The 20633-nt window shown below is 75.6% G+C and carries 15 protein-coding genes; 2 read left to right on the top strand and 13 right to left on the bottom strand.

Annotation, left to right across the window (positions count from 1 at the left end):
- Positions 1 to 111: 111 nt before the first annotated feature.
- A complete protein-coding gene (locus ADK52_RS28105; protein WP_053692643.1) occupies positions 112 to 1452 on the top strand; it encodes an MFS transporter in 1341 nt (446 codons plus the stop codon).
- Here the strand turns inward: ADK52_RS28105 and ADK52_RS28100 are convergent.
- The 13 genes from ADK52_RS28100 to ADK52_RS28040 all read right to left on the bottom strand — a co-directional run bounded on the left by ADK52_RS28100 (position 1422) and on the right by ADK52_RS28040 (position 19696).
- Positions 1422 to 2666, bottom strand: a complete 1245-nt coding sequence (locus tag ADK52_RS28100) for a tryptophan 2,3-dioxygenase family protein (protein ID WP_053692642.1) — start codon at positions 2664 to 2666, stop codon at positions 1422 to 1424. The two genes, ADK52_RS28105 and ADK52_RS28100, sit on opposite strands and share 31 nt — an antisense overlap.
- Positions 2663 to 3529 carry a tryptophan 2,3-dioxygenase family protein gene (locus ADK52_RS28095; RefSeq protein ID WP_063783954.1) on the bottom strand — a complete coding sequence of 289 codons (867 nt, stop codon included), beginning with the start codon at positions 3527 to 3529 and terminating at the stop codon, positions 2663 to 2665. The genes ADK52_RS28100 and ADK52_RS28095 overlap by 4 nt, the downstream gene beginning before the upstream one ends.
- A 13-nt stretch (positions 3530 to 3542) precedes the next feature.
- The gene (locus tag ADK52_RS28090) at positions 3543 to 5231 is read right to left on the bottom strand and encodes a condensation domain-containing protein (protein ID WP_053692641.1); all 1689 of its coding nucleotides are present in this window, start codon (positions 5229 to 5231) and stop codon (positions 3543 to 3545) included.
- A gap of 8 nt (positions 5232 to 5239) precedes the next feature.
- Positions 5240 to 8614, bottom strand: a complete 3375-nt coding sequence (locus ADK52_RS28085; protein ID WP_053692640.1) for a non-ribosomal peptide synthetase — start codon at positions 8612 to 8614, stop codon at positions 5240 to 5242.
- Positions 8615 to 8650: 36 nt separating this feature from the next.
- Positions 8651 to 10012 carry a M20/M25/M40 family metallo-hydrolase gene (locus tag ADK52_RS28080; protein WP_053692639.1) on the bottom strand — a complete coding sequence of 454 codons (1362 nt, stop codon included), beginning with the start codon at positions 10010 to 10012 and terminating at the stop codon, positions 8651 to 8653.
- A gap of 16 nt (positions 10013 to 10028) precedes the next feature.
- The gene (locus ADK52_RS28075; protein WP_053692638.1) at positions 10029 to 11132 is read right to left on the bottom strand and encodes an acyl-CoA dehydrogenase family protein; all 1104 of its coding nucleotides are present in this window, start codon (positions 11130 to 11132) and stop codon (positions 10029 to 10031) included.
- Positions 11129 to 12295 (bottom strand): acyl-CoA dehydrogenase family protein, encoded by a 1167-nt coding sequence (locus tag ADK52_RS28070; RefSeq protein ID WP_053692637.1) that lies wholly within the window; start codon positions 12293 to 12295, stop codon positions 11129 to 11131. Before ADK52_RS28070 ends, ADK52_RS28075 begins: the two co-directional genes overlap by 4 nt.
- Positions 12292 to 15738, bottom strand: a complete 3447-nt coding sequence (locus ADK52_RS28065; RefSeq protein ID WP_053692636.1) for a non-ribosomal peptide synthetase — start codon at positions 15736 to 15738, stop codon at positions 12292 to 12294. The genes ADK52_RS28070 and ADK52_RS28065 overlap by 4 nt, the downstream gene beginning before the upstream one ends.
- Before the next feature lie 5 nt (positions 15739 to 15743).
- On the bottom strand, positions 15744 to 16613 hold the full coding sequence (locus ADK52_RS28060; RefSeq protein ID WP_053692635.1) for a [LysW]-aminoadipate kinase: 870 nt from the start codon (positions 16611 to 16613) through the stop codon (positions 15744 to 15746).
- Positions 16614 to 16769: 156 nt separating this feature from the next.
- The gene (gene argC, locus ADK52_RS28055) at positions 16770 to 17795 is read right to left on the bottom strand and encodes an N-acetyl-gamma-glutamyl-phosphate reductase (protein ID WP_053692634.1); all 1026 of its coding nucleotides are present in this window, start codon (positions 17793 to 17795) and stop codon (positions 16770 to 16772) included.
- On the bottom strand, positions 17796 to 18020 hold the full coding sequence (locus tag ADK52_RS44000) for a lysine biosynthesis protein LysW (protein WP_324615947.1): 225 nt from the start codon (positions 18018 to 18020) through the stop codon (positions 17796 to 17798). It lies immediately after the preceding gene.
- 52 nt (positions 18021 to 18072) lie between these two features.
- A complete protein-coding gene (locus ADK52_RS28045) occupies positions 18073 to 19125 on the bottom strand; it encodes a BtrH N-terminal domain-containing protein (RefSeq protein ID WP_053692633.1) in 1053 nt (350 codons plus the stop codon).
- Positions 19115 to 19696, bottom strand: coding sequence for a hypothetical protein (locus ADK52_RS28040; RefSeq protein WP_063783953.1), 582 nt, complete (start codon positions 19694 to 19696; stop codon positions 19115 to 19117). The genes ADK52_RS28045 and ADK52_RS28040 overlap by 11 nt, the downstream gene beginning before the upstream one ends.
- Positions 19697 to 19717: 21 nt before the next feature.
- Between ADK52_RS28040 and ADK52_RS28035 the strand changes: the two genes are divergently transcribed.
- Entirely contained in the window at positions 19718 to 20575 is an 858-nt protein-coding gene (locus ADK52_RS28035) for a GNAT family N-acetyltransferase (protein ID WP_234344280.1), read from the top strand.
- Positions 20576 to 20633: the final 58 nt, after the last annotated feature.

Raw genomic sequence — 20633 nt, 5'->3', positions numbered from 1 at the left:
CCCGGACCCCGGTCTCCCGCAGTCCGCCGTCAACGGCGTCTCGTGGCCGCGGCGTTAACGGCGTTAACGCCGTTAACGCCGCGGGCGCCGAGAACCCGTGGAAAGGTCACCATGACGAGCACCGAGCCAGGTACCGAGTCACGCACTGGGCCACGCACCGAGACCGGCCCCGGGACGGCCCGCCCCCGCCACCCGCTGCGCACCACCCGCGACTACCGGGCCCTGTGGGCGGGGGACGCCGTCTCCCAGTTCGGCTCCAAGATCACGGAGTTCGTGCTGCCGCTGCTGATGGTCACCGGCCTGCACGCCAGCGGCACCCAGGTCGGCCTGCTCCAGACCCTCTACATGGCGCCGTTCTTCCTGCTGCCGCTGTTCGCCGGGGTCTGGCTGGACCGCCGGCCCGCCCGCCCCGTGATGATCGCCGCCGACCTCGCCCGCTTCGCCCTCGTCCTGGCCGTCCCCGTCCTCGCCCTTCTCGACGGCCTCGCCCTGTGGCACGTGTGGCTGATCGCCCTGCTCGGCGGCTCCCTCAGCGCGGTGTACGACATCGCCGCCACCGCCTACCTGCCGCGGCTGCTGCCGGCCGCCCAGCTCCCCGCCGCCAACAGCCTGGTGACGGCCAACCAGGCCGTCGGCGGCACCGCCGGGCCCGGCCTCGCCGGCTGGCTCGCCGCGCTCTTCGGCCCCGCCGCCACCCTCGTCTTCGACGCCCTGTCCTACCTGGCCTCCGCCAGCGCCCTGATGCTCGTACGCCACCGGGAGAAGACCGTCCGCTCCGCCGCCCCCCGCGACCTGCGCCGGGAACTGGGGGAGGGGCTGCGCTCGGTCCTGGACAACCCGCCGCTGCGCGCCGTCGCCGTCCACGCAGGCATCTACAACGCGGGCATCGCCCTGCTCAACCTGGCCTTCCTGATGCGCTTCGTCCGCGAACTCGGCCACGACAGCGCCGACTTCGGGCTCGTCATGGTCGCCGGCGGGCTCGGCGCCGTGGCCGGGGCGCTCACCGCCCCGCAGCTGCTGCGCCGCCTCGGCTTCGGACCGGCCTTCCTGACCGTCCTGGCCTTCTCGACCACGCCCTACCTGCTGCTGCTCACCGCCGACGGCGGCGGCGCCGACCTGCCCGTGAGCGCACTCGCCTACCTGCTGGGCACCGGAGGGGCCTCCGCGGGCAGCGTGATCGCGGTGACCATGCGGCAGCGGCTCACCGCCCCGCACCTGTACGCCCGGATGACCGCCACCTACCGGCTCATCAGCTTCGGGATGCTCACGCTGGGCACCACCTGCGCCGGGCTGCTCACCCAGTACGCGGGGGCCCGTACCGCCCTCGCCGTCGCACCGGTCCTGCTGCTGCTCTCGATCGCGCCGATCGCCGGCCGGTCCGTACGCACGCTGCGCGCCATCCCGGAGCGGGAGGCCACGGATCAGGCCGCGGAGGTGGCTTCCGACTCCTGAGCGCGGTGCACGGAGTCGAACACGGGGATCTTCCGCACCTCACCGAGGTAGGGGGTCCCCTCCGTGTATCCGGTGCCGCTGCGGCTGCCCAGCATCCGTACGGCGAGCCGGTAGTGGGTCTGGCGCCAGCGGCGCAGCGCGGAGGCGAACTCCTCCATCGCGGCGGCCGCCGGGAGCACGCGGCCGCGTCCGGCGCGCGGCCCGGCCAGGGCCTCCGCGTACGCGTCGTCCAGGGTCCGCTGCCCGGCCAGCACCTGTTCGCGGACCTCGGGCACGGAGCGGTAGGCGTGCGAGTGGAGCCGCTCGGCGTCCGGGGTCCGGCACAGGGACTCCACCAGCTTGTACGAGCGCGACTGGATGGCGCTGGCCCCCTCGGTGAACTCCCGGAACACCCGGAAGGCTTCGGCCTGCATGGTGGCGAGCAGCGAGAACAGCGGCGCGGACTCCGTCAGGGCGGTCGCCGCGCGGCGCAGCCGGTCCGCGGCGGCCGGTCCGCGGCCCGCGTCGAGGGACTCGATCGCCGACCGCAGTTCGGCCGCCAGCAGGGTGAAGGTGGCTTCGAAGGCCTGGAGCACGCGGATGAACAGGTACTCGTCGTGCGTGACGTGCACCGGCAGCATGCTCAGGTCCAGCACCAGCCGCTCCCGCCCGGTCATCGAGGCGTCGGCCGTCTCCCACAGCCGGCGCGCCGCCTTCCCGGGCTCCTCGCCCGGTACGGGGCCGGGCAGCCCGAGGCGGGCCAGCGCCGGGGCGGCCACCCGCAGCGCCAGCCGGTGGCGCTTGCCGACCAGCAGCGGGGACGGGCGCAGCTCCGGCAGGAGCGCGGTCTCCCCGGCCACGGCGGCCAGTTCGAAGCGGGCGAGGTCGCCGAGGAGGTGCACGACGAGCCGGTCGCGGTGCCCGCGTATCTCCTCGGGGCCGGCCCCGGCGGGCGGGGCCAGCAGGGACAGCGCGGTGTAGGTGGGGTAGTCGTAGCGGCCGTCGTACTTGTCGAGGGCGGTGTCCAGGAACCGGTCCAGCACCTCGCGCGCGGCCTCCTGCCCGGCCCCGGCCGGGGCGGGCGCGGCGGTCAGCTCCCCGCGCGCCCGGTCCAGCAGGGCCAGCAGCGGGTCGGAGACGAAGTGCTTGCCGCCCTCCCGGTAGGCCGCGACCACGCCGGCGTAGGGGAAACGGTCCGGCTCGGGCGCTGCGAGCCAGTCGGTGAGGGCTTTCATGTGCGGGCGTTCTCCTCGGGGAGCGGGGCCGCCGGGGACGGGGCCGCGGGGGTCGGAGCCGGGGTGGTGGCCGGGGCGGCGTCGCCCATCGGGCCGGTGCGGGTGAGCTCGGTGCGCACGAGCCACAGGCGCGGGAAGAACTGGTGGCCGATCAGCTTGGTCAGCACGCCGATGGGGATGCCCTTGGTGCCCAGGACGTCCTCGCCCAGCAGGCGGAGCGCCATCTTGCAGTGCTCCACCCGCCACAGGGAGATCCCCTCGTCCCAGCCGATCAGGGCCTCGGCGAGGCGGTGCACGGGAGTGTCGGGCTGCGTGCGGTAGACCTCGGCGAGGTCGATCCCCCGCTCGTCGACGACGCGGTCGAAGGCCTCGCCGAGCAGGGCGGTGGCGCGGCGCGCGGCCGCCCAGCCGGGGGATTCGAAGCCGGAGCCGTGGCCCAGGACGGTGCGGATCGTCTGGAAGTCCCAGGGCGAGAGCCGGCGCATCATCTCCAGCTGGTCGGTGGCCAGCCGCACGCCGAGCCGGGCCCGCTCCAGGAGCCGTACGGCCGTGTCGAAGGCGCCCTCGCCGATCAGCCGGGTGCTGTCGGTGAGTTCCTGGCAGGCGAGCTTGAGCCACAGCTCCGTGGACTGGTGCACCACCTGGAAGAGCAGCTCGTCGCGGTGGATGACCTCCTCCGGGCGGCGCTGGAGGGACAGCAGGGTGTCGGTCCGCATGTAGCGGGCGTAGTCCGTGTCCCCCGTACCGGGCAGCACCGGTACGGAGTAGTCCTTGCCGGTGGGCGCGGTGGGCGCGGTGGGCGTGTCGGCTGCTGCGGGTTCCGCGGTGGCGGTGGCGGGCGCGGGGGTCTGGGTGGTGGTCACGGGGTGTCTCCTGTCAGGCGGCCGCGGCAGCGGCCGTGGTGGTGCGCTGCCCGGCCGCGGTGGCGGCCTCGGTGTGGGCGATGACCTCGCGGATGGTGTGCTGGCCGAGCATCCGGTCCAGGGGAAGTTCCAACCCCTGCTCCCGGGCGGCGGTCACGATCCGCACGGCCCGCATCGAGTTCCCGCCCAGGGCGTAGAACTCGTCGTGGACCCCGACCTCGGAGACCTCCAGCACCTCGCGCCACAGCGCGACCAGCAGGTGCTCGCCGGGGGTCTGCGGCTTCCCGCCGCCGGCCGGGAGGGCCGCGGGGGCCTCTTCGTACGCCTCGTCGGACACCTGGGCGCCGCCCGCGGCCGCGCGGGCGTCGGCCACCGGGCAGGGCAGCGCCGACAAGACGGTGCCGGGAGCCGCCGAGGCGGCCCGCAGCACCGCGGACAGCGAGCGCGCCACGAGGGCGGCGGTCTCGGCGGTGAAGAGGTCCGCGGACAGGGACACGTGCCCGGTCACCGCGTCGCCCTGCTCCACCAGGTCCGCGACCGCGTCGAACTGCAGCGCGGTGTCGGGGAGTTCGACGGGCTCCAGCGTCACACCGGTGATCGCTGCCAGGCCCAGCGGTACGGACTGCTGCACGTTCAGCAGCGTCTGCGCGAGCGGCAGCCGGCCGGCCCGCCGGTCCGGGTGCGCCCGCTCCACCATCAGCTCGAACGGCACGTCGGCCCGGGAGTACGCCTCCACGCACCGGTCCCGGACCTGGGCCAGCAGCTCGCCGAAGGACGGGTCCCCGGACAGGTCGACGCGGATCGGAAGGGTGTTCACGAAGAATCCGACCAGCGGTTCGAGGTCCACCTCGGGCCGCCCGGCCACGGGCAGGCCCACCACCAGGTCGCTCTGCCCGCTCCACCGCGACAGCACCACCGCGTACGCGGCCAGGGCGACCATGGAGGCGGTCACCCCGCCGCCGGGGGCGGTCAGCCGCAGCTGGCGCACCACCGGCGCCGCCGCCTTCACCGGCGCCGACACCGCCGACCACGCCCGCACCGCGGGGCGCGGCAGGTCCGCGGGCAGCCGCAGCTCGCGCACCCCGGCGAGCCGCTCTCCCCAGTAGGCCAGCTGCTCCTCCAGGGCGCCGGAGGCCACCTGCTCGCGCAGCCAGACGGCGTAGTCCGCGTACTGGAGCGGCAGTTCCTCCAGCGGGTGCGGGGTGCCGTGCAGGCAGGGCTCGTACAGGGCCGTCAGCTCGCGCAGCAGCACGCCCAGCGACATGCCGTCGCAGACGCTGTGGTGGACCAGCGCCAGCAGTACGTGGTCTTCGTCGGCCAGCCGCAGCAGCGTGCAGCGCAGCAGCGGGCCGGCGGCCAGGTCGAAGGGCTCCCGGCTGAGCTCCGCGGCCAGGGCCACGGCCGCATCCGGGCCGCCGGGCACGTCCACGACGGGCAGGGCCACCGGGCCGGGGGCCCGCACCACCTGCGCGATGTCGTTGCCGTCCAGCCGCAGCACGCTCCGCAGCACCTCGTGCCGGGCGACCACCTCGGTCAGGGCCCGCTCCAGCGCCCCGTGGTCCAGCGGGCCGCGCAGCCGCAGGGCGGCGCGCATCGCGTAGAGGGCGGTCCCGCTGCCCGCCTGCTCCAGCAGCCACATCCGCTTCTGCCCGAACGAGGCGGGCAGGGAGAACAGTTCCTCGGACATCTCGGTCTGGGTCATGTCAGGGGTCACTCCGCAATCGAAGGGGCGGGTACGCGGTAGGCGGACCGGTCGATGCGCCGCAGGGAAGGGGCGGACGCCGGGCGGCGCCCGGCCGCGGCCAGGGCCTCGGCCGTCGCGCGCACCGTCGGCGCCGCGAACAGCCGGCCCAGCGGCAGCTCCACCCCGTACCGCGCCCGTACCCGGGCGAGCAGCTGGGTGGCGAGCAGCGAATGCCCGCCGAGGTCGAAGAAGTTGTCGGTGGCGCCGACGGCGGGCACGCCGAGCACCTGCGCCCAGATCGCGCACAGCTCGCTCTCCACGGGCGTCGCGGGCGCGACCCGGCCGGCCTCGGGGGCGGCGGGCTCCGGGTCCGGCAGCCGGCGCCGGTCGAGCTTGCCGTTCGGGCCGAGCGGCCACTCGGCGACGGCGGCGAAGGCCGTCGGCACCATGTGGGCCGGCAGCAGCTCCCGCAGGTGCGCCCGCAGTACGGCGGCCAGCCCGTCGGCGGCGGGCGCGTCCGGTCCCTCGGCGGGCGCGTCCGGGGCCTCGGCGGGGCGGACGTGCGCCACCAGCACCGGGGTTCCGGAGCTGCCGGTGCGCACCGAGACCACCGCCGAGTCCACGCCCGGGTGGGTGCGCAGCGCCTCCTCGATCTCGCCGGGCTCGATGCGCATCCCGCGCAGCTTGACCTGGTCGTCGATCCGGCCCAGGTACAGCAGAGTGCCGTCCACCCGCCACCGGCACAGGTCGCCGGTGCGGTAGAGCCGGGCCCCGGGCGCGCCGAAGGGGTCCGGTACGAACCGCTGCGCGGTCAGCCCGGGCCGGCGCCAGTAGCCGCGGCCCACGGCCGGGCCGCCCAGGAGGAGTTCGCCCGCCACGCCGACGGGGACGGGCCGGCCCGCGCGGTCGACGACGTACACGTGCGCGCCGTCGATGGGGCGGCCGATCGGCACCCGGCCGCCGTACCCCTCGGCGCACGGGTACCAGGTCACGTCGACGGCGGCCTCGGTGGGCCCGTACAGGTTGAACACCCCGGTGTCCGGGAGCGGTCCGGCGCATTCGGTGACCAGCGCGGCGGGCAGCTCCTCCCCGCTGCACACGATGCGGCGCAGGGTGTCGCGTACGGCGGGCAGCCGGCCGGCGGTGGTGAACGCGGCCAGCATCGAGGGCACGAAGTGCACGGTGGTGATCGCGGCCGAGGCGATCAGGTCGCACAGGTACTCGGGGTCCTGGTGGCCGCCGGGCCGGGCGAGCACGCACCGGCCGCCCACCATCAGCGGCCAGAACAGCTCCCACACGGAGACGTCGAAGCCGATGGGCGTCTTCTGGAGCACGCCCTCGCCCTCGGCGAGCCCGAACGCCCGGTGCATCCACAGCAGCCGGTTGACGACGGCGCCGTGCTCGTTCATGGCGCCCTTGGGCCGTCCCGTGGACCCCGAGGTGAAGATCACGTACGCGAGGTCGCGGGCCCCGGCGCCGGCCTGCGGGCGGTGCCCCGGACGGGCGGCGACCACGTCCGCGTCCCGGCGCAGGCACAGCACCTGCGCCCCCGCGGCCCCGGCCGCGGCCGTCAGCTCCGCGGGTACGGCGTCCGTGTCGGCGACGACGACCCGGGCCCCGGCGTCCTCCAGCATCATCTCGATCCGGGCCGCCGGGTAGCCGGCGTCCAGCGGCAGGTAGGCGCCGCCGGACTTGAGCACGGCGAGCAGCGCGATCATCAGGTCCAGGCCGCGCGGCAGCGCCACCCCGACCAGCGAGCCCGGGCCGACCCCGCGCGCCCGCAGCTCCCACGCCAGCCGGTTGGCGCGCTCGTCCAGTTCGGCGTAGCTCAGCCGCTCCTCGCCGTACTGCACGGCGGTGGCCCGCGGGGTGCGGTCGGCCTGGGCCTCGATGTGCCCGTGCACGGTGGCGGTGTCCGTCGCCACGGCAGGCACGCCCGCCCCGCTCCACCGCTCCAGCAGCACGGCGCGGTCCGTCTCCGTCATGACCGGCAGCCCCGACAGGGCGGCGGCCCGCGCGGGCCCGGCCTCCTCCAGTACCAGCCGCAGCGCGGTCGCGATCCGCTCCACGGTGGCCGGGTCGAACAGCTCGGTGCTGTACTCGACGAGCCCGTCGAAGCCGCCGTCGGCGCGCGGGGAGAGGTCCACGGCCAGGTCGAACTTGGCGGTGCCGGTGTCGAGCCGGACCGGCAGCATCTCCAGGCCGCCCACGACGACCGGGTCCTGGGCCTGCTCGTCGGACTGGAACAGGTAGCGCACCAGCGGGGTGCGGCCGCCCGCGTCCCGCTGCGGGCGCAGCTCCTCGACCAGGTGGTCGAAGGGCACGTCGGCGTTGGCCCGCGCGTCGAGCACCTCGCCGTGCGTCCGCCCCACGAGCTCCTCCAGGGTGGGGTCGCCCGACAGGTCGATGCGCACCGGGAGGGTGTTGACGAAGAACCCGGCCAGCGCGGCCGTCTCGGCCCGGCCGCGGCCCGCCACCGGCGTGCCCACCACGAGGTCGTCCTGGCCGGTGAAGCGGGCGAGGACCGCGGCGAACGCGGCCATGGCGACGGTGAAGGGGGTGGTGCGCAGCCGGTCGGCGAGCGCCCCGATCCGGGCGCCGGCCGCCGGGCCCACCTCGAAGCGGGCGTGCGCCCCGGAGAAGTCGGAACGGGCCGGCCGGGGCCGGTCCGTGGCCAGGTCGGCGAGGACGGCCCCGTCGAGCCGCGCCCGCCAGTGCTCCAGCTGCGCGGCCGCCGCCGGGGAGGACAGCCACTGCGACTGCCACAGCGCGTAGTCGGCGTACTGGACCGGCAGCTCGGGAAGCCGCGGCTCCCGCCCCTCGGCCTGCGCCCCGTACAGCTCGACCAGTTCGCGGATCAGCACCTGGAGCGACCAGCCGTCGGACACGGCGTGGTGCATGGCCAGGACGAGCAGCCGGGCATCGCCGGCGCCGTGCAGCAGGGTGCAGCGCAGCAGCGGCCCGGCGGCGAGGTCGAAGGGCTCGGCGGCGATCCGCCCGGCCCGCCGGACGAGCTCCTCCCCGGCCTCACCGGGGGCGTCCACCGTGCGGACGGCGACGGGCGCGGCGGGCAGGACCACCGCCCGTACGCCGCCTTCGCCATCGGCCCGCAGGACGCTGCGCAGCACCTCGTGCCGTTCGGTGATGCGGGTCAGCGCCCGCTCCAGCGCCGGCCGGTCGAGTCGGCCGCGCAGCCACACGCCGCAGGCGATGGTGTACGCGGCGCTGCCCGGCTGGAGCTGGTCGAAGAACCAGAGCCGGCGCTGCCCGGAGGACGGGGCGGCGGGGGCGGCCGGGTCGGGCCGGCGCGTGATGCCGCCGGGCGCGGAGCCGAGGCCGCGCCCGCGGCGCAGCTGCGCGAGCAGCGCGGCGCGCTGCGGGGAGAGGAACTCGGAGGACATGGCGTCACTGGCCTTCGTCGTCAGGGGACCGGCGGTTCAGGGGTAGGTGCGCAGCAGTTCGGTCAGGCAGCGGGTGCCGAACTCCAGGGCGGTCACGGGGATCCGCTCGTCGGCGCAGTGCAGCAGTCGGCGGTGCGGGGCCCCGGCGGGCAGCAGCAGCGGCAGCCAGCCGTAGCAGCGGATGCCCAGGCGGGCGAAGACGGTGGCGTCGGTGGTGGCCGGGCTCATCACCGGCAGCGGTACGGCCTCGGGGTCGGCCTCGCGCAGGATCGCCTCCAGCCGGTCGTAGAACGGCCCGAACTCGGGTTCCGCGATCAGCTCGGGGCGGACCCGGGGGTCCTCGTGCAGCAGCTCGATGCCGATCGCGTCGGTGTCCTCGCCCTCCCCGCCGATGAGGGCGCGGATCTCGGCGACCAGGTCGGCGACCTCGAACTCCCCGGGCAGGATCCGCCCGTCGACGTCGACGGTGATCTCCGCCGGCATCATGTTGATCTTGTGTCCGGTGCGCACCACCGTCGGGTTGACGGTGTGCCGCAGCACCGAGTCCAGCTGGAGCGCCTCGTTCAGCGGGAGCCCCGCCGGCGGCGCGTCGCCCTCGCGGTCCTCCCGCAGCCGGGTCACCGCCCCCGCCAGCGGAGCCGGCAGCGCCCCGGCCAGCGCGGCCAGCATCCGGTCGGCGGCCGGCATCTGATGGCGCGGCAGCCGGGCCCCGCTCAGCGCCGTCAGCACCGCGCCCAGGCGGGCCGTCGGATTGCCCGGCGCGGCCAGCCGCGAGGCGTGCCCGCCGGGCCCGCGCAGCGTCAGCCGCAGCCAGCCCGGCCGCTTCTCGGCCACCACCACCGGGTGGAAGCGGATCCCGGCCAGCTCGATCCCGGCTCCGCCCTCCTCGCCGATGGCGTACCGCACCCCCTCGAACAGCTCGGGGTACTGCTCGACGAGGAACGCGGCGCCCGCCCCGCTGCCGTCCTCCTCGTCGGCGACGACCGCGAGGACCACGTCCCCGGCGGGCCGCTCCCCGGCCGCGCGCAGCCGGAAGAGCGCGGACAGCATCATCGCGAGGCCGCCCTTCATGTCGATCGCGCCGCGGCCCCACACCTCCCCGTCCACGAGGCGGCCCTCGAACGGCGGGTGCGTCCACTCCTGGCCCGTCACCGGCACCACGTCGGAGTGCGCGTGCAGCAGCAGCGGCGGGGCCTCGCCCCGGCCGGGGAAGCGCACCACCAGGTTGGTGCGCTCCGCGCTGGGGCCGACCACCTTGTAGTCCGTGATCCCCTCGGCGATCAGCAGCCGTTCGAGGTGGGCGACGAGGCGGCCCTCGTCGCCGGGCGGGTTGACGGTCTCGATCCGGATCAGGTCCCGCAGCAGCGGCACCGGGTCCAGCAGGGGGGAGTCGTGCATGGCGCGGCCTTTCGGATCAGCTCGGGTTCGGGGTGGGAGCGAGCGGCGCCGCCGCCTCCCGCAGCAGCTCGGTGCCCGTGCCCAGCCACTGGGAGTCCACGGCGGCGCGGCGCAGGAACAGCTGGGCGTCGCAGGCCTCCGTCATGCCGTACGCGCCGTGCAGGTGCACCGACTCGGCGGCCGCCCGCCGGGCCAGATCGCCCGCCAGGTACAGGGCCTGCGCGCCGGTGCGGCGTACGTCCTCCCCGCGGTCGGCGGCCGCGGCCCCCGAGCGGGCGAAGGCCGCCGCGGTCGCCGCCTCCGCGGCCAGCGCCGCCAGCCGGTGGGCGGGCGCCTGCTGCCGGGCCAGCGGCTGCCCGAAGGCCTGCCGGGACCTCAGCCGCTCCGCGGCCAGCTCCACCGCGGCCCGCGCGGCTCCGGCCAGCGCGGCGGCCTGCCGGATCCGGGCCGCGGCCAGCACGGCCGGCCAGGCCGCGCCCACCGGGTGGACCGCCCCGGTCACCGCGGCCCGGTCCAGCTCCACCGCGTACAGGTCTCCGCGGCCGATGTCGTCGCGGCGCGTCAGGCGCACCCCGGGCTGCTCGCGCGGTACGAGGGCCAGTACGGGCTCCCCGTCGGGCCCGGCCCCGACCACCGCCAGGTGGCCGCAGTCGGCCGCGAAGGCGGTGAAGGGCCGGCGGCCGGTGACCGCGTACCCGTCCGCCTCGCGGTGCACGGTGAGGCGGCCGGGCCGGGCGGGCCCGGTCAGCCCGTCCTCGCGGACCGCGAGGACGAGACGCTCCGCGCCGAGGGCGACCCGGTCGAGCAGCGGTCCGTACGCCGGATCCCCGGCGGCGGCCAGCAGCGCGGCCGCCGTCACGGTGTCCGGGTACGGGCTCTGGTAGAGCGCGGCGCCCATCAGCTCGGCGATCGCGACCCGTTCGGCCTCGCGGTGCGGGCCGAAGGCGCCCAGTTCGGCCAGGGTGGCCCACACGGCGTCCCGGGTGCCCGCGTCCTCCTCGCCGAGCCGGGCCGCCGGCCCGTCCGCGGCGCCGCGCGGGCGCTCCCCGAGCCGGCGCAGCACCGGCGCCAGCTCCTGTCCGAACAGTTCCCTCAGCTCGTCGAGCACGGCCGTCGTCACAGCAGCCCCAAACCGTTGGTGGCGATCAGAGTGAGCATGACCTCGGAGGTCCCCGAGGCCAGCCGGTGCGAGGGGCCCATCCGCAGCCCCGCCTCCAGCACCCCGCCGTCGGGCGCGGCGCCGTCCCAGGCGGTGAGGACCGCCTCCAGCCCGCAGACCTCCAGGGCGAGGTCGAGCACCGGCCGGATCTGCTCGGTGACGTACCACTTGGCCATCGCCGAGCCGACCGGGTCCGGACGGCCCGCGCCCAGGTTGCGCACCTGCTGCCAGGCCATGGCGTGCCCGGCGCGCAGCCGGGCGTCGAGGGCGGCCAGCGGCAGCGCGTACGCCGGGTCCGCCAGCCGGCCCGCGGCCGCGGCCCGCTCGGTCACCAGGTCCAGCAGGCGGCGGGCCTTGGCGTGGAAGTCGACGCCGGTGCGCTCCAGTTGGAGCAGGTCGTTCATCAGGGCCCAGCCGTTGTCGACCTCGCCGAGGACGTCGGCCTCCGTGAGGCGCACCCCGTCGATGACGACCAGGTTGAACCGGTCGTTGCACAGCGTCGCAACGGGCTCCACGTGGACGCCGGGGGAGCGCAGCGGCAACAGGAAGAGGGTGATGCCGTGCATCGCCACCGGTGACTCGGTGGTGCGGGCCGCGCACAGCGCCACTTCGCCGTACTGCGACTTCATGTTGTAGATCTTCTGTCCGTACAGCCGCCAGCCGTCGCCGTCGCGGCGCGCGGTGGTGCGCAGCCCCGACAGGTCGGATCCGGCGTCCGGCTCGGTGAACAGCACGGTGGCGATCTCCTCGCCGGCGGCCAGTGCCGGCAGGTGCCGCTTCTTCTGCTCCTCGGTGCCGACCTCCAGCAGGAACCGCCCGACGATGTCGATGCTGAGGACGTGCACGTCGTCGGGGATCCCGGCGAGCGTCATCTCCTCGGTGACGATCGCCGCCTCGGCGGCGCCCAGGCCCGCCCCGCCGTACTCCTGCGGCCAGTTCGGGGCCAGCCAGCCCCGCTCGCCCAGCCAGCGGTGCACCGGCAGGTGCGTCGCCTCGGTGTCCGGCGGGTACGCGGCGATCCCGGCGGCCAGGGCGCGTACGCGCTCCTCGGCCAGCAGGGCGCGCACCTGCCCGCGGAACTCCTCCTCGGCGGGGGTGAGGGCGCCCGGGTGTCCGCCGGTCACAGCGCACCGTCCCGTCCGGCTTCGGCAGCTTCGGCGGCTTCGGCCGTCTCGGCGGCCTCGGCGCGCTCCAGCAGGGCCAGCAGCTCGGCGTCGTCGGCCGAGGCCAGCTCCCGCTCCTCGACCAGGTCGGCGAGCTGCCCGAGGGTGCTGTTGACGAACAGCTCGCGCAGTTCCAGCTCCACCCCGAAGCGCTCGCGGATCCGCGCCGCGAACTGGGTGATCTTGAGCGAGTTGCCGCCGACGGCGAAGAAGCCGTCGTGGGTGCTGAAGCCGCCCCGGCCCAGGATCTCCTCCCAGATGCCGGCCAGCGCGATCTGCGTGGGCGTCGAGGGGGCCTCGAACTCCACGGCGGCCGCAGCCTGTTCGGGTTCCGGCAGCCGGGCCCGGTCGAGCTTTCCGCTCGCCGCCCGCGGCAGCTCGGCGAGCACGGCGAAGAGCGCGGGCACCAGGTGCGCGGGCAGCCGCCCGCCGAGGCGGCGGCGCAGCTCCCCGTCGTCCGGCGCATCCGTCCCCGGGACGGGGACCACGTACGCCACCAGCCGGGCGTCGGCGCCCTCGCCGTGGGCGACGACGACCGCCTCGGCGATCTCCGGCTCCGCGGTCAGCGCCTGCTCGATCTCGCCGGGCTCGATGCGCAGCCCGCGGATCTTGACCTGCTGGTCGACGCGGCCGCGGAACTCCAGGTTCCCGTCGGCCCGGCGGACCACGAGGTCGCCGGTGCGGTAGAGCCGTCCGCCGCCCGTGCCGCCCCCGCCGCCGTCGCCGTCCGCGCCGCCGTCCCCGTACGGGTCGGGTACGAACTTCTCGTCGGTCAGCTCCGGGCCGTTCAGGTAGCCGCGGGCCACCCCGGTGCCGCCGACGAGCAGCTCGCCCGGCACCCCGACGGGCACCAGGGCGCCGAACCGGTCCACCACGTGCGCCCGGTAGTTGGCGAGGGGGGTGCCGATGGGCGGCATCGAGTCGTGCACCGTCCGCGGGCACTTGTAGTCGATGCAGGCGACCGTGGCCTCGGTGGGCCCGTAGCCGTTGTGGAACTCGCGCCCGCCGGTGTTCCAGCGGTTGACCAGCTCGCCGGGGAAGGCCTCCAGGCCGACGAAGAGCATCCGCAGCTCCGGCAGCGCCGCCGGGTCGAGCGCCCCGAGCACCGCCGGCGGCAGGTCGGCCACGGTGACGTGCTCGTCCTGCATCAGCGCGGTCAGCCGGCCGGGGTCCAGCAGCGTCTCGCGCGGCGCCTGCACCAGGGCGGCGCCGCTGGTCAGCGCGGAGAAGAAGTCGAACAGGCTGACGTCGTAGGACGGGTTGGCGAACTGGAGCACCCGGTCCCCGGGGCCCATCCGGAACAGCTCCGTGATGGCCCGCGCGAAGTTGACGATCGAGCGGTGCTCCACCTGCACGCCCTTGGGGCGCCCGGTCGAGCCCGAGGTGAAGATCACGTACGCGAGGTTCTCCGGCCCCGCCGACGCCGGTAGCCGGCCGGGGGCGGGCCCCTCCGCGAGCGCCGGATCGTCGGCGAGCACGGCGGTGACCGAGGCCGGCAGCTCCCCGGCCAGGTCGGCCGTGGTGACGGCGGTACGGGCGCCGGCCTCCTCCAGCAGCAGCTCCCAGCGGGCGGCCGGGTGGTCCGGGTCGAGCGGCAGGTAGCCGCCGCCCGCCTTGTGCACGGCGAGGAAGGCCACCGGCAGCGCCGGGCCGCGCCGCGCGAGCACGCCCACCACCGACTCGGGCCCGACCCCCTGCGCGCGCAGCGCGCGGGCGAGGCGGTCGGCCCGCTCGTCGAGCTCCCGGTAGGTCAGCGCCGTCCCCTCGTACACCACGGCCACCGCGTCCGGGTGGGCGTCGGCGACGGACTCGACGAGCTGGTGCAGGCACAGCTCCTCCGTGCCGTAGGTGCGCGCGGTGTCGTTCCAGCCGTGGACCAGCTGCCGGTGCTCGGCGTCCGTCAGCAGCGGCAGCTCGCTCAGGCGCAGTTCCGGGTTCTCGGTGACGGCCCGCAGCAGCCGCGCGTAGTGCCCGAACAGCCGCTCGATCCGGTCCGTGTCGAACAGCTCGGTGGAGTACTCGGCCCACAGCCGCAGGCCCTGCCCGGGCACCTCGGTCAGCTGCACGGCCAGGTCGAAGCGGGCGGTGCCCGGGTCGGCCGGGTACGGCTCGGCGGACAGACCGCCCGCCTCGGCCTCGGCGGCCGCCGCGTGCTGGAGGGTGAAGCAGGTCTGGAAGAGCGGGTTGCGGCTCGGGTCGCGCTCGGGGGCCAGCTCGTCCACCAGCGTGCCGAAGGGCAGGTCCTGGTGGAAGTGGGCGCCCATCACGGTCTCGCCCGTGCGCCGCAGCAGCTCGCGGAAGGTCGGGTCGCCCTCCGTGGAGGTGCGCAGGACCAGCGTGTTGGAGAAGAAGCCGATGAGGTTCTCGATCTCCGGCCGGGTGCGGCCCGAGAACACCGAGCCGAGGACGATGTCGTCCTGGCCGGTGTAGCGGGACATCAGCGCGGTGAACGCGGCGAGCACCACCGTCAGCAGGGTGGCGCGCTCGGCCAGGGCCGTGCGGTGCAGTCCGCGCAGCAGCTCGTCCGGCAGCATCTCGGTCAGCGTCGCGCCGTCGCGGGTGGGGTCCGCGGGCCGGGGCCGGTCGGCGGGGAAGTCGAGGGTCGCCGCGCCCGCCAGCCGCTCCCGCCAGTACGCGAGCTGCGTGTCCAGCACCTCGCCGGTCAGGTGGCCGCGCTGCCACACCGCGAAGTCTGCGTACTGCACGGGCAGTTCGGGCAGCTCGGGGGCGGAGCCGGCCGCCTCGGCCCGGTAGAGGGCGACGAGCTCGCGGGTCAGGATGTCCGTGGACCAGCCGTCGGTGGCGATGTGGTGCATGGCCAGGACCAGGACGTGTTCCCGCGGCCCGAGCCGGACCAGCGACACCCGCAGGGCGTGCTCGGCGGCCAGGTCGAAGGAGTGCCGGATCTCGGCCCGTACGTGGGCCTCGACCGCGGCCTCCTGCTCCGCGCCGGCGAGCGCGCCGAGGTCGGTGACGGGCAGCGCGACCTCGGTGGGGGCCGGGTCGACGTGCTGGTAGGCCACCCCGTTCAGCTCCGGGTAGCGGGTGCGCAGGATCTCGTGCCGCCCCACCAGGGCGGTCAGCGCCCGCCGGAACGCCGGCAGGTCCAGCGGCGCCCGTAGGCGCAGCACGGACGGCGCGTTGTAGACCGGCCTGCCCTGGGACCACTGGTTCAGGAACCACAGCCGCTGCTGGGTGAACGACAGCGGCAGCGCCCGGTCCCGGGCCGCCGGGGTGATGGAGGTGCTCGTCGCCCGCACCGTGGTGCGCTGGCGCTCGCGCAGCGCCAGCAGGGCCTTGCGGGTGTCGGCGAGGCTGCGCGCACCCGCGCCGGCACCTGCGCCGGCACCCGCGCCGGCCGCCGTTCCCGCTCCGGCCGTCGTTCCGGTCGTCGTCTCGGCCATCGCCGTCAGCTCCCCGTCGTCGTCAGCGGCGCGGCGCCGCCCGTCTCGTGTACGGCGGCCAGCCGTACGGTGGTCCCCGCGCCGCCGAGCGCGCCGGAGACCGGGTCCTTCACGCGGCCGTCGGCCACCACCACCTCGGCCACGGAACCCAGCAGGGCCTCCCGGGCCGCCTGCAGCTTGGCCTTCATGCCGCCCACGGCCGCGTCCCCGACGGGCCCCTCGGCGGGCACCCGGTACTCGGGCAGCAGCGAGGACTCGTCGCGGTGGTCGGCCAGTACGCCCGGCGCCCCCGTCAGCAGCACCAGCCGCTCGGCCCCCAGGGCAGCGGCGACCGCGGCGGCGGTGCGGTCGGCGTCCACGTTCACCGCGGTGCCGTCCTCGGCGAGGGCCGGCGGCGAGAGCACGGGTACGACGCCGTGCTCCAGCAGCAGGGTCAGCAGGGCCGGATCCACGCTCCGGATCCGGCCGTTGTGGTCGTCGCGGATCATGACGGTGCGGCCGTCGAGCACCGCGCGGTGCGCGGCGGTCCGCCGGGCCCTGACCGTGGCCCCGTCCAGGCCGGTCAGCCCGGCGGCGCGGGCTCCGTGGCGGCCCAGCGCCGCCACCAGGGCGGGCTTGACCTTGCCGGCGAGCGCCAGCTGGAGGACCTCCAGCGTGGCGGGGTCGGTGTAGCGGCTGGAGGAGCCGCTGGGCGTGGTCAGCCGGCGCTGGGGGACACCGAGCCGCTCCGCCAGCAGGTCGACCTCGGCGGCCCCGCCGTGCACCAGCACGACACGGCGGCCCGCGGCGGCCAGGGACGCGATGTCGGCGCACATCGCCTCCCGGTCGATCGCCGGGCTGCCACCGCATTTGACGACGGTGACGGGGTGAATCATGTGTCGCTGCCTCTCGGATCGGAACGGCGCTCTCGAATGTGCACGGGGCCGGCCGCTGCGGCCGCGTGGGCCGGGCGGGGCCCGGCGCCGCCGGGGGAGTTCCGTCGGCGCCGGTGCAGGCGTACGGGGCCGGGGCCCGGCGCGGGCCCGGCCCGGTCAGATCGGGTGCAGGCCCGGGAAGCCCAGGGCGGTCCGCTCGTCCCAGCCCATGCGGATGTTCATGCTCTGCACGGCGTTGCCCGCCCCGCCCTTGACGAGGTTGTCCAGCGCCCCGATCACGAGCAGTTCGCGGCTCGGCGCGTCGTAGGCGAAGCCGACGTCGCAGTAGTTGGAGCCGAGCAGCAGCTTCGGCTCCGGGAACCGGTAGTTGCCGCGCTTCTGAGCGACGACGCGGACGAAGGGCTCCGCCGCGTACGCGGTGCGGTAGGCGGCGCGGATCGCCGCCTCCGTGACCCCCGGCTGCGCGGTCGCCCGGATGACGACCTGCACACCGCGGACGGCGTCCACACCGGTGGCCGTCATCAGCGCGTCCAGGCCGGTGGCCTGGCTGATCTCGGCCTGGTGGCGGTGGCCCAGCGGGGCGAACACCCGCAGCACGTTGCTGCGCTCGGAGTGCAGGTTCATCTCGCCCGCCGAGGCGCCCGAACCGCTGGAGCCCACCCGGCCGTCCACGGTGACCCGGGACTCGATCAGGCCCGCGGCGGCGAGCGGGTTCAGCGCCAGGATCGACGCGCTCGCCATGCAGCCGGGCACGCTCACCAGGTCGGCGGTGCGCAGCCTCTCCCGGTGCAGCTCGGGCAGGCCGCTCACGGCGTCCGCGAGCAGCTCCGGCACCGGGTGCTCCCGGCCGTAGTGCTTGCGGTACAGCGCGGGGTCCTTCAGCCGCAGGTCGGCACTGAGGTCGAAGACCACCTTGCCGCGGGCGGCGAGCTCGGGCCGCCCGGCGGGGTCGTCCAGGCTGGACGCGGTGAAGAAGAGGACGTCGCACTCGGGCAGTTGCTCCGGTGCGACATAGCTGAGGTCGGTCAGACCCCGGAGGTTGGGGTGGCTGCCGTCGACCCGCCTGCCGGACAGGCGGGTCGACGTGGCGGCCACGACCTCGACCTCGGGGTGGCCGAGCAGCATCCGGAGCAGTTCGCCCCCGATGTACCCGGCCCCGCCGACGATCCCGGCGCGGATCACTTACTCACCCCAGTCCTCTTCGGCCTCGGGGGCCAGGGCCATGATCAGCGGCTCGCGCGAAACGATTTCGAGTTCCGCCATGCATTCCGCACACTCGACGATTTCGTTGAGTTCCACCTCGGGTGCGACGGAGACGTCTCCGGTGCATTCCGGGCATGCTTCCTTGAGCAAGACAGCATTCCTTTCCATGCGGTATTCGGCATGTTTTTCCGCGGGCGTTTCCACCGCAGGTCGAGCCTGCCGGGCGGGGCCCCGCGCAGTCAGTCGGGGATAACCCCTACGCGCCCCGAGGGGCGTGCCCGCGGGCTTCCAGACGGCTCTGGAGACCGTCCAGGGCCCGGTCGTACGCGTCGAGCAGCGCGGCCGTGCGGCGCAGCAGCCCCGGCACCGCCCCGGCCCGGTCCGGGCCCGCCGTGGCCACCGCGATGCGCAGCGCGGACCAGTGGTGGGCCACCCGGTCCACCTCGCGGGCCAGTTCGGCCAGCCGCAGTTCGCCGAAGCGCCGGCCGGCCTCGCGCAGGAACTCCGCGTGCAGCCCGGTCACCGCGAGGACGGGGCCGATGACGACGAAGACCTCGTCGCCCACGGCCGGGTCCTCGGGCAGCCTGTCGAAGGCCTCCGTCAGGAAGGTGCGCAGCCCCGCGAGCCCGCGCAGGTGCCCCGCGGCGGCGTCGGCGGGGGCCGGCTCCGCCCGCAGGGCGCGCAGGTTCGCGGCGGTCACCCGGTCCACGAACTCCGCGTCGAAAGCCGGCTGGTGCTCCCCGATCCGCAGCTCCAGCCAGCGGTTGCCGATCGGGTTCGCGGTGAAGAACAGGTCCCGGTCGTGGTGGACCGGGTTGCCGGAGTCCCGTGCGGCGCCCAGCGCGGCCAGCGGGATGGTCCCCTGGAAGGCGGGCGGCACCGGGTCGGCCACGAACACGTCGCCGGTGGTGTCGTCGAAGCCGTACAGCACCATCAGGTGGTTGGTGTGCACGTCGCGGTAGGCCGGCCGGAACGGCAGGTGGAAGTTGTCGGCGGCCACCGCCACCGGGGTGCCCGCCGACAGGGCGGCCCGCACCTGCTCCCAGCCCTCGCGGGCGCCGGCCGGCTCGTGCCAGCGCGAGTGCACGTCGTGGAAGGGGGCGAGCCCGCCGAAGAGGTCCTCGGCCGCGCCCGGGAAGTAGTACTCCTCGCGGCGGATGTCGCCCGCCGGGTAGTCGAAGCCCCAGCCGGCGCCCAGCGCCTGCACCGGATCCAGCCCGTGGAAGCCCAGCAGGACCCCGGCCGTCGTGTGCAGGCAGTGCGACAGCTCGTGCCGCCAGTAGCCGACGGGTCCCAGTTCAACTCGCAAGACGGCTCTCCTCGTCCGCTGTGACGGTCATCGCGAAGACGTGCATCGCCGGGTTGTCCGGCAGCCGCACCGCGGCCAGCGGCGCGGGCACGCGCACCGGCACCCGCTGCTGCCAGATCGACGGCGCGTGGTGCGGGTGGGTGTGGCGGGGGTAGCGCATGCCGCCGGTGACGAAGGCCCGCGGCTCCCCGAAGTACGCGGCGGTCTGCGGCCAGAAGTCGCTCATCCGCAGCCACTCCCGGCGCACGGTGCCGTCCGCGTAGTGCAGTTCGACCTCGTCCTCGGTGCGCCGCTCGGCCGCGCCGACCAGGCCGATCCAGTCCCAGCGGCCGCCCGGCAGCTCCACCAGCTGCCCGCGGCAGCGGACGTTGTCGCCGGCGGCGCTCGCGCGGGCCGGGAACTCGAAGACGGCCCCCACGAGGTCCACCAGGGAGCCGGGCTCCGGCAGTTCCTCCGCCGGAAACGTATTGCGCCAGATATTGAACCCGTAGTCGCCGGGGGTGTCCGGCGGCTGTATTCCGCGATTGTTGAAATGCGCGGACAGATTGACGACGGTGTTTCCCAATCCCATCACATCCACTATGTTGCGGCTGTGCTCACCACAGAAAAGGCGGCCACTGCCGTCGATATCCAGATCCGATTCCTTGACTCTGTTTCCGCCGCCCCGGAAGACCTCTGCGGGCAGGTGGCGGCGGTCACCGCGGCCGCGTACGCGGCGGGCGACCTGGTGCCCGGCCTCCCCGTCGCCGACGGAGCCCGCGAACGGGCCGGGGACGTACGGGAGGACCTCGCCGCGGGCCGCGGACTGTGGGTCGCCTCCCTCGGCGGTGAGACCGCCGGATCGGTGCGGGCCGTGGTCCGCCCCGACGGGGACTGGGAGGTGCGCCGGCTGGCCGTCTCCCCCCGGGTGCGCCACGCCGGGCTCGGCCGGCTGCTGCTGCGCCGCCTGGAAGCCGCGGCCGCGGCCGCGGGCGCCCGGCAGGTCGTGCTCGACGCCGTGGTGGAGCGGGGCAACCCGGCCTTCTACGCCCGGGTCGGCTTCCGTACGGTCCGTCACTTCGGCGCCGCGGACAAGCCGCTCTCCGAAGTCCACATGGTGCGCGACCCGCGCGCCCCGCAGGAGCCCGGAGCGCCCTACGCCCCCGGCGGGGACGGCTGGGCGGTGTCCTGGTGGGCCGGTCCGTGCGGCACCCGCTGCCGCACCGGGGCGCCGCTGCCGGCCGCCCCGGAGGAGGCACTGCTCGGCATCGACTTCCTCCCCGGCGCCACGGCATCCCAACGGCAAGCCGTGGAAGGGGCGTTGGCCGCCGCGGCGGACCGGCGCACCGAGGACGGGCTGTTCTTCGCCCGTCCCGCCGCGCGGATCGCGGCGTTCGCCCAGCCCCGGCTGATCCACACCAGCCTGCTGGCCTGGTGGCGCAGCCCGGCCGCCCGCGCGCCGCGCCCCTGAACGGCGTTCCGGCGGCTCGCGTTCCGGCGGCTCGCGGCGAGGCTTCTCGTCGCCGGGC

The sequence above is a fragment of the Streptomyces sp. WM6372 genome, from assembly GCF_001279655.1.
Taxonomy (GTDB): domain Bacteria; phylum Actinomycetota; class Actinomycetes; order Streptomycetales; family Streptomycetaceae; genus Streptomyces.
Note: the sequence above shows the minus strand (reverse complement) of the source record. Positions and strands in the feature narration are given on the sequence as shown.